Source organism: Pontibacillus yanchengensis Y32 (assembly GCF_000770635.1).
GTDB classification, from domain to species: domain Bacteria; phylum Bacillota; class Bacilli; order Bacillales; family BH030062; genus Pontibacillus; species Pontibacillus yanchengensis.
The window spans coordinates 21373-36815 of the sequence record NZ_AVBF01000014.1 but is presented as its reverse complement, the minus strand read 5'-3'; the positions used below and the strand labels follow the sequence as shown (position 1 = coordinate 36815).

The 15443-nt window shown below is 37.5% G+C and carries 14 protein-coding genes; 9 read left to right on the top strand and 5 right to left on the bottom strand.

What is annotated here, in order from left to right:
* The first annotated feature begins 35 nt into the window (after positions 1 to 35).
* From N782_RS07020 to N782_RS07010, 3 genes are all read left to right on the top strand, one after another.
* The gene (locus N782_RS07020; RefSeq protein ID WP_161783080.1) at positions 36 to 2048 is read left to right on the top strand and encodes an ABC transporter permease subunit; all 2013 of its coding nucleotides are present in this window, start codon (positions 36 to 38) and stop codon (positions 2046 to 2048) included.
* 81 nt (positions 2049 to 2129) lie between these two features.
* Positions 2130 to 2852 carry a DUF421 domain-containing protein gene (locus N782_RS07015; protein WP_036817859.1) on the top strand — a complete coding sequence of 241 codons (723 nt, stop codon included), beginning with the start codon at positions 2130 to 2132 and terminating at the stop codon, positions 2850 to 2852.
* A 418-nt stretch (positions 2853 to 3270) separates the two neighbouring features.
* A complete protein-coding gene (locus tag N782_RS07010; RefSeq protein ID WP_036817857.1) occupies positions 3271 to 3927 on the top strand; it encodes a peroxiredoxin in 657 nt (218 codons plus the stop codon).
* Between the two features lie 178 nt (positions 3928 to 4105).
* Here the strand turns inward: N782_RS07010 and N782_RS07005 are convergent, their stop codons facing one another.
* The 3 genes from N782_RS07005 to N782_RS06995 all read right to left on the bottom strand — a co-directional run bounded on the left by N782_RS07005 (position 4106) and on the right by N782_RS06995 (position 5914).
* Entirely contained in the window at positions 4106 to 4726 is a 621-nt protein-coding gene (locus tag N782_RS07005; protein WP_036817854.1) for a PH domain-containing protein, read from the bottom strand.
* 146 nt (positions 4727 to 4872) lie between these two features.
* Positions 4873 to 5232 (bottom strand): Lin0512 family protein, encoded by a 360-nt coding sequence (locus N782_RS07000; RefSeq protein WP_036817852.1) that lies wholly within the window; start codon positions 5230 to 5232, stop codon positions 4873 to 4875.
* A 91-nt stretch (positions 5233 to 5323) separates the two neighbouring features.
* Entirely contained in the window at positions 5324 to 5914 is a 591-nt protein-coding gene (locus N782_RS06995; protein WP_036817850.1) for a histidine phosphatase family protein, read from the bottom strand.
* 172 nt (positions 5915 to 6086) lie between these two features.
* Between N782_RS06995 and N782_RS06990 the strand changes: the two genes are divergently transcribed.
* Genes N782_RS06990 through N782_RS06965 form a run of 6 tightly spaced genes read left to right on the top strand, consistent with a single transcriptional unit; the run spans position 6087 to position 12530 of the window.
* Positions 6087 to 6743 (top strand): PIG-L deacetylase family protein, encoded by a 657-nt coding sequence (locus N782_RS06990; protein ID WP_036817849.1) that lies wholly within the window; start codon positions 6087 to 6089, stop codon positions 6741 to 6743.
* Positions 6740 to 8041: a glycosyltransferase family 4 protein gene (locus tag N782_RS06985; protein WP_036817848.1), complete on the top strand. Its 1302-nt coding sequence runs from the start codon at positions 6740 to 6742 to the stop codon at positions 8039 to 8041. The genes N782_RS06990 and N782_RS06985 overlap by 4 nt, the downstream gene beginning before the upstream one ends.
* The gene (locus N782_RS06980; protein ID WP_036817847.1) at positions 8038 to 9213 is read left to right on the top strand and encodes a carboxylate--amine ligase; all 1176 of its coding nucleotides are present in this window, start codon (positions 8038 to 8040) and stop codon (positions 9211 to 9213) included. Before N782_RS06985 ends, N782_RS06980 begins: the two co-directional genes overlap by 4 nt.
* A 5-nt stretch (positions 9214 to 9218) precedes the next feature.
* Positions 9219 to 10280 carry a phosphotransferase gene (locus N782_RS06975; RefSeq protein ID WP_036817845.1) on the top strand — a complete coding sequence of 354 codons (1062 nt, stop codon included), beginning with the start codon at positions 9219 to 9221 and terminating at the stop codon, positions 10278 to 10280.
* A 15-nt stretch (positions 10281 to 10295) separates the two neighbouring features.
* Positions 10296 to 11585 (top strand): glycosyltransferase family 4 protein, encoded by a 1290-nt coding sequence (locus N782_RS06970; RefSeq protein WP_036817844.1) that lies wholly within the window; start codon positions 10296 to 10298, stop codon positions 11583 to 11585.
* 30 nt (positions 11586 to 11615) lie between these two features.
* Positions 11616 to 12530: an NAD-dependent epimerase/dehydratase family protein gene (locus N782_RS06965; protein ID WP_036817842.1), complete on the top strand. Its 915-nt coding sequence runs from the start codon at positions 11616 to 11618 to the stop codon at positions 12528 to 12530.
* 434 nt (positions 12531 to 12964) lie between these two features.
* Here N782_RS06965 and N782_RS06960 read toward each other — a convergent pair whose 3' ends face one another.
* Positions 12965 to 14326, bottom strand: coding sequence for an aldehyde dehydrogenase (locus N782_RS06960; RefSeq protein WP_084103006.1), 1362 nt, complete (start codon positions 14324 to 14326; stop codon positions 12965 to 12967).
* 198 nt (positions 14327 to 14524) lie between these two features.
* On the bottom strand, positions 14525 to 15439 hold the full coding sequence (rnz, locus tag N782_RS06955) for a ribonuclease Z (RefSeq protein WP_036817837.1): 915 nt from the start codon (positions 15437 to 15439) through the stop codon (positions 14525 to 14527).
* Positions 15440 to 15443 lie beyond the last annotated feature (4 nt).

The following is a 15443-nucleotide window of genomic DNA, read 5'->3' as shown; positions in this document are numbered from 1 at the left end:
AGAAAGAGAGGAGTGAAGGAATGGTTAAACAATTCATGAAATTTTGGTTATATTATGCTGTAGGTATTGTGGGGATAGTAATCATTAGCGTTGTTCCATTTATTATTCAAGATGGAAATTTGCAAGATAGTTTTAGTATCATATGGAAGATGTGTATACAGTTAGTTAATCCTGAATATTGGGTGTTCATTTATAAAGATAATCCAGAACCGATTTTTTCATTCCTTTGGGGTCCTTTTTTGTATTCTATGCAATTATTAGGGAGCGCACTTTTTATTGGCTTTTCCTTGGCTTTTATACTGGCTTTTTTAGTCAAAAGAAGTCCGAGTGCAGTACGAAGAAGTGTACAGGTATTTTTAAATGTGTTTGAAACAGTACCAGACATCTTGTTTGCTTATGGACTTCAGCTGCTCGTTGTATATGCTTACCAGAAGTTTGGTATGGAATTATTCGGGATTGCAACTACTGGTGATGATTCACGTATCTACTTAGCACCTATCCTAACAATTGCTATAGTTCCCTTTATTTCTATGTTTCGACTCGTCTTAATTGAAATAGAAGTAGAGGAACAGAAACCTTATGTGCAATTAGCTAAAGGGAAGGGGATCCATCTAAACTTAATTTACATAAAACATATGCTCAGAAATATACTTCCTATAGCGATGTACCACTCTAAAGTAATCGTATGGGCTTCTTTATCGAGTCTTTTTGTTATTTCAAGAATCTTCAACATTTTTGGAATTACGTATTATATGACATTAGATTTTCGACCAATGTCTATTGCTTGTTCACTCATCATGATTTTTACTCCTTTTTATATTTTATATAGCCTAGCTGATAAGTATATAGAACGTAATGTGAATATGGGGGTAGCGTCCTCTTCAGTGGAAGAACCATCACCATTTAAAAGAAAAAGCCTCCATTTAACTAGTGGTTTGAAGGAGTTACTCTTCACGTTATTACGTGTTTTACATCCTAATAGATGGCTGAGTGTTTGCAAGAAACTGATAATATCTTTAAGTCGACATATGAGAAATGGGAAGTTTGCTGCAGGAAGTCTATTTTTATTTTGCTTATTTATGTATAGCCTCTATTTATCTTACTTGGCGAAAACACCAATTGATCAAGTGAGATTTCGAAAAGGAGAGGATGGTGGTATTACAGGTGGACCACCTCATCCACCAGGAATGCCTTTCTTGCTAGGTTCCGATCGCTACGGTTTTAGCATAGCTGATCAGATCATTGTTGGGGCAAAATATACATTGCTTGTTGCATTTGTAGTTGCTTTGCTAAGAGTTGGAATCGGTTTTTTATTTGGAATTGGTTATGCGTTCTTCTTGAATTCCAAATTTCAAGAAGTAGTAAAGAAATTGACAGACCCACTTCATTTTTTACCACTTTCCGTTGTTGCATATATATTGTTGAAACCTATTATTTTCCCTGCTACCAGACCAGATATATGGACGTACGGATTTTTTTCAAGAATGGGACTAGAAGTGTTGATCCTCACGATACTTGTAATCCCTCTTACAACGGTATTAGTAGGGAACGAGATAAGGTCAATTCAAGAAAAAGAATTTATTCAAAATGCCAAAACACTAGGGGCTAGTAGTGGACGGATATTAGGTGTGCATATTATGCCACATCTGTGGACGAGATTGTTTCTATTATTTGGTAGACAATTTAATCAAGTATTAATTATCTTGCTGCATCTAGGTGTTTTTAATTTATTCTTCGGCGGAACTATTCAAGAGAAATATGACAACCCTCCAAGAAGTGTAACGAACGAATGGGCAGGTTTAATAGGAGCTAATAAGGACCATATCTACTCAGGTAAGTATTGGATGGTCGTTTGGCCGTTGCTTGCATTTATGGTAACTATCTTTGCCATGCAACTTATTGTAAAGGGAGTGGAGGAAGTGCAGTATAAAAAGCTTGGTGCTCCCCAAGCCAAACCAAAACAACGTAAGAACAATCCCTCGCTGCCTGCTACAAAAGAAGCACATAATCAAGATGAATTTCAATTTAAATATCCATATCATTTTTAGTGAAAACAGTACAGATAGAGTAAATTGTGTTGTTTAGGAAATGATGAGTCTATAAGCTTATTAGTTAAAGAGGTGCACGGTATGGATGTTTTAATGGATGTAATGAAAGTAATTTTTCGGATAGCTACTATACTTCCATTCATGCTTGTAATTGGCTTGTTTATGGGCAAACGATCAATTGGAGAATTACCAGTTTTTGATTTCCTAGTCATTTTAGTGCTTGGTTCCGTAGTAGGAGCTGATATTGCTGACCCCGAAATCAATCATATTCATACAGTGGTGGCAATGATAGGAATAGCTGTTCTTCAGAAAATCATAATTTATCTGAAGCTAAAACATCGACCTGTTGGTAAGTTATTAACGTTTGAACCCATTGTCGTGATATACAATGGCAAATTCGTTATGGAGAATATGAAGAAAATTAACTATTCCATTGATAATGTGTTACAGATGCTCCGAGAGAAAAATGTATTTCATACAGAAGATGTAGAAATAGCTATTATTGAAGCGAATGGAAAAATGAGTTTGAAACTACACCCGAGCAAAGAGTCTATCTTACGCGAGGACCTATCGATATACAAACCTGGCAAGAACTTTGAGTTGCCTGTCATCTTAGATGGTGAGATACAACATGATATCTTGGGGTGGTTAAATAAAACGGAGGAATGGCTGATTGAGCAACTTAACGCCCTAGGTGAGCCTAATCCAGAACTACTCTTTTATGTCGGATTTACACAAAATCAAAACCTTATTGTTTCCAAGAAGCATCAAGCCATGGATCAAATTCCACCAATAGAGCATTGATGTATGTAACTATCCTATGATGAATATCATAGGGTTTTTTGTATGATTTATAGGGTGGATTCATTGGCCGTGGAGGTGGGTCGCTCCAATTTTGGAAAAGTTGCTCCTAAATCTGAATTCTCGCTCCTAATTTCGAAAACTCGCTCGCAACGGCTGCTAGCTCACGTCTGAGCGCAAGTCCCACTGCGGCTGGGGCACCGCACGAAGCCAAAACAGCAGATGCTCCTATTTTTCAAAAGTTGCTCCTATATCCATAAACTTGCTCGCAAAGCTCCCAGATCACTCCGAGCCAAAAATTATATAAATAAGTTAGATGAAAAGCAATTGAGTAATTTTGATCATTTTACATGTAATAAGATTAAAAAATGCCTCAGGTGGTATCAGTGTTAATGGATATTTTTACAAGGAGGTTGGAATAATGGAAACACATACAGAAGAACAAAAGGTCAATATGCCACGGATTGGAGATGCTGCACCACAGTTTAGTGCTGCGACAAGCCAAGGGAATATTAATTTAGAAGATTACAAAGGTAAATGGGTCGTCTTGTTCTCTCATCCATCTGATTTCACTCCAGTATGTACCACAGAATTCGTTGGATTTCAGGACATTTATCCAGAGTTAAAACAGTTGAACACAGAATTATTAGGTTTAAGTGTAGATAGTGTGCCTTCTCATATTGCCTGGATTCGAAGCATTGAAGAGAATTTTGATACCAAAATAGAATTTCCAGTTATCGCTGACTTAGATAAACAAGTTGCCATGAAATATGGGATGATTATGCCAGGTGAGAGCCAAGTTGAAACAAGTCGAGCTGTATTTGTTATTGATGATAAACAAAAAATACGCTCTATTATTTACTATCCTCTTACAACAGGAAGAAATATGCAGGAAATTCTTCGTTTGGTGAAAGCTCTACAAACGACGGATGAGCATGGTGTTTCTACCCCTGCCAACTGGCAAGAAGGGGATAAGGCAGTTGTTTCTCCACCAAAAACCCAAGAAGAAGCAGCTAAACGTGCGCAAGAAGAGGGTATTGAGTATATCGATTGGTATATATCCAAGAAAGATGTGTAACCAATGTTATATAAAACCTGAATAATAAAGGAGGCTATCACGAAGATAGCCTCCTTTTATTATTGTATAGCGAAATTATAAAATTCAATGCTTGGGTACAACTAAAAAAGTGAAGTAGCCACGTCTAGCTTCAGCGCCCAGCGAATTCGGGCGCTTGCGCTTTTGTTCGTTAACTAGATTAATTGTTAATATAACGCTCAAATATAGCACCAAAATCTTTTTGCGTGTACTTTTCTTTACTTTCTGCTAGCCAATTAAAGGCATGTTGATTGATTTGCTTAAATTCTTCAAAGACCTTAGTGTCATTTCCATGCGTATGGTTTTGACTTAGTGCATTGCTTGCATAATCTAAGCTTTGTTTTGTGAAATTCATATAGGTGTCATTTTCTTGCGAGATCTCAGAGATTTTAAGTAATGCTTTGTACAAGTCTTTTAGTTCCTCAAGGTTCTTTTTGTTAACATCAATCGAGAAATGTTCATTTCCCAATGTGAATTTGATTTCTACGTCTAAGTCGACAGTGCCGGCTGTTTCAAGGGCGACATTCTTAATTGTGTTCTTGTAATAATCGTACCGCTTAAGGATGCGTTTTTTGCTTGTAGCACTTGTCCCATCAAGGTGAATGAGCGCTTTATTCGTGAAGCAATATTCATCAGATTGGGACATAATAAGGAAGTAAATGGTTTCGCCATCCTCATGCATTACATAATCATCTGCATCAACCTTATCAAAATCTTCTCGTTGAATAACTTTTCCTACATCACTAAGACCGAGTGCATCAGAAGCAACCTTTTTAAACATGGAACCAACCTTTCCTTTGTGTACTTTTTCAACATCATTATATCACAAACAGATTACTATAAAATGGAAAAATGGAAGTTGTTTCTACATCGTACTGTTTAAGGTTTTATTTAAAGAAGACTCCAAATACCAGAATAACTAATCCATTAATATCCAACTTCTACGGATGCATTCACCATATACATTAGGTCATTTTTGTCTTCTTTATCAGGTAACTCAATACCACTAGTAGTAAGCATACCTCCATCCATGATTACAACAGAGACGTTTCCATAAGGAATGCATTGTTTAATAACTTCGTGATCTACCTTTTCTTGATCAGTAGGTACGGCTAGCTTAATATTGACTACCATATTATCTAAGGACTGTTCTGGAAGGCTATAACGAATACCTGGCATAGAATTGGTGTGAATAGCATTTTTAATGGCACGTTCTGCTGCTTTGGTTATGTTCTGTCCGTGAACATCAACACCCATTCCAGTTTGAATAAATAACAATTGATTCATTTATAATCCAATCCCCTTTCAACATTCATTTAATGCAATGGTATCACACATGCCGTTTGCAGTTGAAATGACAGGTGAAGTACATACATCCTTAATGTTGGGTGAAGGAGGAAAGGTGACTAGTTTCATTGTAATTGGTTACTTTCCATGAATCTTCCAAACGCTCAATATTTGTAATACATGCGTTAATTAGTTTCGTTTTACCCGAGCCAATCTCTCCATTTGATAATACAGATAAAATCCCATTGATCACTGCTCCATGTGCTACAAGTAGAATTTTTTGATTGGGGTACTCTTGATGAACCTGGTGGAGTCCTTGAAAGATGCGTGTTTTGAAAGCTTCCCAAGATTCCATACCTGGGTAATTACGATCTGGATAGAGCGATTGAATCTCATGGAAGTATAAGCCTGAGCCTTTACCAAATGAGCGTTCCTTAAACGCGTCCATCTCGATAATATCCAAAGGAGTTTCCATGTATGTTTGAATGATTTCAGCTGTTTTTTTCGCACGGGATAAAGGGCTAGAAATAATCATGTCCCACTGTTCGGTTTTGAGATGCTCTCCACATTCTTTAGCTTGTTCTATTCCTAATTCATTTAAAGGAATATCCTCTTGTCCTTGTAAGCGTTTATGTTTATTCCAATCGGTTTCTCCGTGTCGTACGAGGCATATTGTTGTAATTGTAATCAGTCCTAACTTCTATAATCTCTTCTTTATCTATTGAAGCGTATTTCTTCATGAGAAGCAAATCAGAAAAATGTAAAATTGGATGGTTGGGACTAGGTATGAGCAGTGCCTTATTCTACCTAGTGCTAATAGGATAAAAGAAAGCTTATTAAAAGGTGTGAACGATATGACAAAATCTGTACTTGTCATTGCTGCACATCCTGATGATGAACTGTTAGGAGTAGCAGGAACATTAAAGAAACTAATGAATGAAGGCTCTACCGTCATTTCCGTTATTGTAGCTAAAGGTAGAAAAGAAGAAGAAGCTAATATGAAGCAAACTATACATCAGGCAAACAAGGAAATAGGTATCAAGGAAGTCAAATTCCTAGAATATGAAAATTTAAAGCTTGAACAATTACCTCTCCATACACTTACAAAAGAGATCGAATTACTAATAAATCATTACCAACCTCAAACCATTTTCACTCATCATTATGGAGATGTAAATCGAGATCATCAACAGGTGTTTGAAGCGGTGTTAACTGCAGTGCGCCCTCTACCTGACCAACCTCCTATAGAACTAATAACTTTTGAAACTGTTTCTTCAAGTGAATGGAATATTCAAACCAATGATAAAACATTTAAACCCAATTATTTTGTAAATATCACTGATACTATTGATGATAAAATCAAAGCTTTAGAAAGCTACGAGGTAGAGATGAGAAACTTCCCTCATCCCAGGTCTTATGAGGGTGTAAAGTATTTAGCACGAGTACGAGGGATGACAGTAGGGGTTTCCTACGCTGAAGCATTTGAAGTGATAAGGAGGGTGTGGTTATGAAGGCAAACGAAATTCTACCTCACTCAGATGTCATCAAGATAATGGATGATTATTATGGAGTATCCTCCCCAATACCAGAAATACCTCATGCCCCAAAGATAAAGCACCAAAAAAAGAAAAAGTCCAAGAAGAACTTATCGATACTAATCGCCACTTTCTGGGACTTCCCTCATACGGGAGGTTTATCAAATTATATCTCTAATTTACGTGATGGATTACAGGAAGAAGGGCATGAGGTAGATGTTATTTCACCTAATCAATTTCCAACTTCAGTAGTGGCTTCGTTAAAGAAGGAAGTTGAGTCTGCATTAAATCGTTTGTTTAGAAAACGATACAAAACAATAAGTAAAAAGATCCTCCAGCATGCAAGGCTACTATTCATATATGAGCATATGCTCGCCAAGCATAAGAATATTGGCTCTTATGATGTGTACCATGCTCAGGATGTATTTACCGCAAATGTACTGGGTCGATTGATAGGGAAGAAGAAACCGGTATTTTACACACCTCATGGTATGTTTACGAGCAACCGACTGAGGTTTAATCGAATTGAGAAGGGCTCGATAGAAGAAGTCTATTATACTCATATGGAAAAAAAGGCGATCCAATATTCTAACGAAATCATTATTTTAGGAGATTCTTTTCGTAAACCCCTTATGGCATTAGGTGCTCGTAACGAAAAGATGATAACGATCCCTACTGGTATTCAATTTAATGTCACAGCAGCGAAACGGGATAAAAGCAATTCCAACAAACTTACGATAACCATTATTTCACGACTTGGACCTAGAAAAGGGCACTCTGTATTTTTTAAAGCCTTATCATTAATCAAAGACTCATTAGATAATGTTGAAGTGCTAATTGTGGGTGATGGAGAGATGCGATCACAATTAGAGAATCAAGTGAAAGAGAGCAAACTATCCAATGTTACATTCTTAGGGAAAAGGGAAGACATCCCTGATTTATTAGGTAGAACCGATATCTTTGTGTTGCCAACATTAAATGATACATTGCCGGTAAGTATTATGGAAGCGATGCATAGTAAGGTAGCAATACTATCAACTACTAGTGGAAGTATTCCTGAGATGATTATTCATGGCGAGACAGGACTTCTTGTAGAACCAGGTGATGTGAAAGCATTGTCTAATGCTTTAAAACAGTTCATTCAGCAACCTCATGAACGAGAAAAGATGGCAAAGGCTGCTTATCAGTATGCGAAACAACACTTTTCTAGAGAACGAATGATCTATGATATTGAAAATCGTTATGGGAAGCATGTTGGGGGAGATATCAAATGAACCATGACCATCCAGCAGTAGTCTTGGATCTGAGTGCTAATGGAATAGGAATCATTCGTAGTTTAGCAAGAAAAGGGATTGATGTGTATGCCTATGATACAGAGGGGTCTTATAGAAAAGGGAAATCGAGACTAGCCGAGTGTGATATATGTCCAAACCCTATAACGGAACCTAACAAACTTCTTCATTTTTTAGTAACAATAGCAAAAGGTTTACCTAAAAAGCCAGTCCTTTATGTAGGGTCTGATGATTACGTTTCTTTTCAATCCCGCTATCGAGAGCAGTTAAGGCCTTACTTTTTGTTTCTTATTCCAGAACCAGAAATGATTGAAACATTACTAGATAAGAAGGAAACCTATAAATTAGCTGTTGAACATCAAATTCCCACTCCGAAGACATTCTTTCTTGAAGATATAAGCCAATTACAAGAGGTCATTAGTGAAATCCAGTTCCCTTGTATATTAAAACCCTCCCATGGCTATCAATTCCGTACAAAATTAAACAAAAAGGCAATACGGGTAGAGGATGCAGCACAATTAATGAAAGATTATGAGTACTATCAATCTATTGGAGAAGTGGTTATTCAAGAAGAGATTCCTGGTGATAATCGTTGTTTTTATAAATTAGCTACCTTCTATGGGGAAGATATGAAATTATTGGCTTCCTTTACTCTTCAAAAAAATCATCAATTTCCGGCTGAATTTGGGACAGGTGCTCATATTGAAAGTCGTAAAGTACCAGAGTTATATACACTTGGTTTACCGTTTTTTCAAAAACTTCAATTGAAAGGGATTGCTATGGCTGAATTTAAAAGAGACCCAAGAGATGGTGTGTTTAAGTTTATTGAGATAAACCCACGTTTTTGGTTAACGCATAGTTTAACAGGAGCGGCAGCTATTGATTTTGCGTACTTGTATTATTTATATCTGACTAAACAAAAGTTCACCGCCACTAATGACTTCAAAGAAGGAATCAAGTGGATTTATTTAGTGCGTTATTTTCTCACTTACCTTGAAAAAAGGAAAGAAGGGAAGATGAATTTCGTTGAATTTTTAAGAGGGCTTAAAGGGGAGAAGGTATTTGCACTACTCGCAAAAGACGATGTAATGCCATTTGTTCGAAGTTCTATCTCCCATTTATGGAAAGCTTGGAGAAAAAGAAGAAAGGAGTGATAGATATGGATCAGTCGAAACGTTTAGCGGAACAAATAAAACAAACAACTATCGAGTCAAAGCTTACTTCTTCTTTTAATGAGGAGGTTATCGTTGATTCGTCTATCACTTGTCTGAAATCCACTTCAAGAAGTAGTATCTATTCAATGACGCTTGTGGGAAAACAAAGAAGCATCCCCATTATTTTAAAAGTGTATAGTCATGCTAAATACAAAAATGAAGTAGAGCTTGCTATCTACCGTCAAGCGCAAGATTACCTTGCAGATTTTTTGCCACAAGTGTACCTGATTCATAAACAAGGAGATGAGACATGGGTGTTTATGGAGTTTGTCCAACAGGTTAGAGGGAGAACCTCCTTCTCCCCGTCTCATTTAGACTACATCATTCCCGCTGTAGCACAACTCCATGCCCATACGTACCAACTATCCCAAGACTCTAGTCACCACCTATCTTCTTGGAATCTACCTGTTTACTATTCTGCCACTATGGCAAAAGAACGAAGGAAATACAGTAAGAAAACCGTAAGCTTTATAGAAAGATCGTTACAAGATGATCAGTTAATCTCATTACTTGCTCCTCATGCTGATTCGCTTTTAACGATATATAAAAAAGAATTATTTATGTTTGATGAATTGTGTCATGGTGGGGTGGCGCTAACTCATGGTGACCTCCATATGCAGAATATATGCACGCATGATGTTTCCAAAAAAGAACCATGGGATATTCAGTTCATTGATTGGGAAGCAGCAAAGATTGGTCCAGTCTGGTTTGACATGGTGGTATTAGTAGAATTGTTGTTAGGATTTCGGAAAGATTGGCAAGCAGATGCAGATGCAATTCGAAAACAATGTATTGATACGTATGTGAAGGAAATGAACAGTCATGGCATAACATTTCAAACAGACCCACTAAAACTATATAAAATGGCGTACCTACAAAGAACGCTAGAAAAAGGATTACACACTCAACTCAGACGTATTTTTGATGGTCGAAAGGGCGAACTTTTACCTTATCATTTAGAAAAAATCTCTACCTGGGGTAAGGAATTAGGAATTTATCAAGCATAAGAAGGAGGGCGAGGTATGGGGGAGAATATCCATCCCAGTTTACTGTATGAACTAGATACCTTTTACGGAAAAAACCCCAGAATATCTAAGGTTAATCTGAGTGAAGCGGATATCAAAGATACGCTTCTTCCCAATAAAGAATCACTAAAAATCCTAATTGTGACCTCATTTCGATATCCAATAACAGGAGGCTTATCACACTATATCACAGGGCTTCAGAATGGATTGCAGCAAAAAGGTCATGATGTAGATGTTCAAAGTCCTAGTCAACTTCCTGAAGAAGAATTTACTGCTAGGATTACCCATAATAAAAAAGCGATTGAAACCTATTTGATAGACCGTTACGGGGAAGCTATTCCCAAAATCGTAAAGAATGCTAGCTTTATCCAAACGTATCAAACGTTTTTGGAGGAAAAAAATCTACAAAAATACGATATCATACATGCTCAAGATTTATTTTCTATTTTCATTTTAGGAAAGCTTAATACCCATCTTCAAAAGCCCCTATTTTTCACTCCTCATGGTTTGTTTACTCAGAGTCGGTTGAAATTCAATAAAATTAAGCCCAATTCAGTAGAAGAAACGTATTTTAGCGAAATTGAAAAACAAGGACTTAAAGCAGCTAATAAGGTGATCCTCATAAGCAATTCGTTCAAAAATCCACTTAAGATTTACGACGCTACAGAAGACAAAATGATACGAGTGCGAACAGGAATTGATTTTTCAATTAACGATGTAAAACGTAATCCTAATCAGATTGTTCTATCATGCATTGCTCGTTTATCCCCAAGAAAAGGTCATTCCTATTTAATTGAAGCTCTCTCGCTAATGAAAGAGAACTTACATGATGTGAAGGTGAACATTGTAGGTGAGGGTACAATGCGTGAATCATTAGAAAAACAAGCGAAACAATTAAATCTGGAGAATATTCATTTTCTCGGAAAGCGTTTTGATATAGAAGATATATTGGCCACTTCTGATATATATGTTTTGCCAACTATTAATGACAATTTTCCAATATCCGTATTGGAAGCTATGTTTGCGAAACAAGCAATTATCACTACCAACTGCGGAGGAATTCCAGAAATGATTGAACACAACAGAACTGGCGTAATCTGTGAGCCAGGTAATGTAGAACAATTAACAGAAGCACTGGAATTACTCATAAAGGATGCTTCTTTTAGAAAATTTCTTGGCACCAATGCCTATCACTATGCCAATCAATATTTAACGATTGAGAAAATGGTCGAAGGGATAGAAGGGGTGTATCGTAAAACAGTTTGGGATGAGAAGAATGGCACGTAACAATAGACAAATAGAAAGGGGGGGAGGGAGATGAAAGTACTTGTGACAGGAGGCGCAGGCTTTATCGGTTCCCATGTTGTAAAATGGTTGATTCACGAAGGACACTCTCCTATAGTGTTAGATAATTTATCAAGTGGGAAAAAGGAGCATTTACCAGATTCTATCCCTATCTACCAAATAGATGTAGCATCAGATGAAGTGATAAACGTTTTTAAGGAGGAACAACCAGATGCTGTTATTCATATGGCTGCTCAAACAGATGTAACATCCTCGATACTTCAGCCGGAAGAAGATATACGTACAAATGTACTTGGGACGATTAAACTACTTTCATGTGCAAAAGAATACAACATAAAACAGTTTATTTTCTCTTCATCTTGTGCAGTGTATGGGGAGCACAAAGGTCTTATCAATGAACAAACTCCAACAAATCCTATCTCCATATATGGTGTCTCTAAGCTTGCTGCGGAAACATATATTAAACTCTTTCATCACCTGTATGACATCCCCTATACCATTTTTCGATATGGAAATGTGTATGGTCCAAGGCAAGACTGCTCAGGTGAAGGTGGGGTAGTAGCTATCTTTATACGAAACCTGTTGGATAATCAACATCCGATCATATATGGCAATGGACATCAAACAAGAGATTTCGTTTATGTACAGGATGTGGCAATAGCAAATGAAAGAGCATTAACAGCAGCTTTTAATGATACGTTTACGATAGGATCCTCTCAAACCCTCAGTGTAAATGACCTCTACCATCTACTTACTCGTAAAATTCCAGGGAACCATGCCCCTATTTATAAACCAGAAAAAGACGGTGACATACAAGAATGTGTTTTAGATTATGCAAAAGCTAATAAGTATTTAAATTGGACTCCATCTGTAAATATGCATACAGGTATAGACGAAACGATTAATTGGATGAAGAAAACGTTATAAGGTGGAGTGGCCAAAAGGAGGTTGCTCTGAAAAATTAAAAAATGATCTGAAATCGAGAAATTTGCTCTGAAATTTCAGAAGTTGATCTGAAACTGAAAATTTTGCTCCGAAATGTAAAAATTTACTCTGAAACAAAAAAGGAAGAGTCAGCACTCTTCCTTTCTTTTTCGTCTAGCTTATAAACGGGATTGGTTTGTGTGTAACATGTAAAGTGATGTTGCCGCGTCCAGCTCCAGCGCCCAGCGACTAGCAAACTTCCGGCACCTCCTTACGATAAGTCAACATCGAATCGCTACCGCTCTTCGTGTTTCTTTTATCTCAAAATACACAGAGGAAGTTCGATTAAAATCGCTACGTCACGTAGCAACATCGAACCAACCCACATCGTGTGGGCAGCAGTTTGTACGTCGCTAAACGGTCGCTTACCCTTTTGTTTATCTAAGCAATTTTTTCACAATGGACAGTCCCAATTTAGATCCGGGGTAGCGGAATGAGAAATCGAACTTAGTCGTTTGGTGAACAACACTTTTCTGATGAGTAAATGCGTCGAAGCTTGCCTTGCCGTGGTAACTTCCTAATCCACTAGGTCCTACACCGCCAAATGGGAGGTGTGGGTTTGCGACGTGAAACAAGGTATCGTTCATACAGCCGCCTCCAAATGGAAGCTGATCAAGTATTTTTTGCTGTTTTTGCTCATCTTCAGAAAAGTAATATAAAGCTAATGGCTTTTCCTGTGTCTGAACTTGTGTAATGACTTCGTCCAGGCTGTCAAACGTTAATACTGGGAGGATTGGACCGAATATTTCATCTTTCATGATGGAATCATCCCAGCTTATATGGTCCAATACCGTTGGTTCAATGATAAGCTCTTCCGGGTTTGTTTGTCCTCCATGGACCAATTCTCCATTATCTAAATAAGCAGACAATCTTGAGAAGTGTTTCTGATTGACGATATGGGTGTACGCATCGTTTTGCATCGGTTCTTTTCCATACATCTCTTCAATGGAATCTTTTAGTTTGCTTAATAATTCTGGTTTTACGTTACGGTGTACATAAAGGTAGTCAGGAGCAATACAGGTTTGCCCTGCATTTGTGTATTTCCCCCAAGCAATACGCTTCGCTGCCACATCAAGCTTTGCGTCCTCATCCACAATAACTGGGCTCTTGCCTCCAAGCTCTAGAACAACTGGGGTAACATGCTTTGCCGCTTTTTCCATTACTATCTTTCCAACAGGTACACTTCCTGTAAAGAAAATAATATCAAAGCGTTGCTCAAGTAGCTCTTGTGTCTCTTTCACTGCCCCTTCCACAACAGTGAAAAAGGCAGGATCGAACGCTTCTTCCACCATTTGTTTTAATAAGGAGGAAACAGTAGGGGTTAATTCTGATGGTTTGAGTACGACTGTATTTCCTGCAGCGATAGCACCAATTACTGGAGCTAAAGCAAGTTGAAAGGGGTAATTCCAAGGTGCGATGATTAAGCTTGTGCCATAAGGTTCTTTATGGATGTAACTTTTAGATCCAAAGTGAGAAGCAGGAGTTTTTACTTTAGTTGGTTTCATCCATTCCTTCACTTCTTTTATCATGAAATTTATTTCCGCATATAAAAAGCCTATTTCATGCGTGTAACTATCGAATTCAGATTTATTAAGATCTTGATTCAAAGAATCCATAATACGCTGTTCATTTTTTTCTATCATGTTTTTTAGCGTTTGCAATTGCTGTTTTCGAAACGCAACAGATTTGGTCTTCTCTGTATAATAGAATTGTTTTTGATAGCGCGCGATTTCACTAATATTCAATACGAGACCACCTTTTTTTGAAAGAATTATTTATTTAGTTCATACATGTCTAGCTCTAGCATCCGAAAAAGTGTTTCACTCGCCTCCACAGGATAAGAAAAGTTCTCTGATTATCCTTGATCGCAAAACAGCTACATCGAATCAACCCATGTTGTGCGTGTAGCCGTTTGTTTGCTAATCACTAGCTTTTATCTATAAAACTGGAAATTGTGAAAAGTCTGTTGCGATTTTCGTGTTTGCAAATTGCTCTCTAGCTTCGTTTACAAGCTCTTCAAGGTCATCATCTTGATAGCGGGATGAAATATGAGTCAGGATTAATTCTTTTACATTTGCATCACTTGCAAGCTGAGCTGCTTGTTGTGTAGTAGAGTGGAAGTAATTATAGGCAAGGTCTGTTTCGTTTTTTGAAAATGTAGCTTCATGGACAAGCACGTCTGCGTCTTTTACAAAATCTTTCAATTTATTCATGTATCGAGTATCTCCAAGAATACAGACCTTACGTCCCGATTTCTGTTCTCCAAGGTAATCTTCTCGATGAAGAACGTTTCCTTCGAAGGTAACAACAGGATTCTCCTTAATTTGTTGATAAATGGGACCAGGTGGCACTCCTTGTGCTCTTAATTTATCCACTAGTAACTCACCAGGCTTATCATGTTCTTGAATACAATATCCAAAGCTCGTAATCACATGGTCTAACTTATAACAGGTTACTGTACAATAATCATCCTCATAAATAATACCCTCTTCCACTTCATAAAATTCCAAGCCATATGTTAAATTCGTTCCGCTTATCGCAAGAGCTGTCTCAACATAAGCCTGAATCCCTTTTGGTCCGTAGATGGTTAACGTCGAATCTCCACCTTGAAACGAACGACTCCCCAAGAATCCTGGTAGCCCAAATATGTGATCGCCATGTAAATGGGTGATAAATATTTTTTCAATACGTCTAGGTCGTATATTTGTATGTAAAATTTGATGCTGAGTGGCTTCACCGCAATCAAATAGCCATGTGCTGCCTCGTTCTTGTAGCATCTGTAATGCAATGGATGTAACATTCCGTTTTTTAGAGGGAACACCAGCTCCAGTCCCTAAAAAATACAAATTCATGATA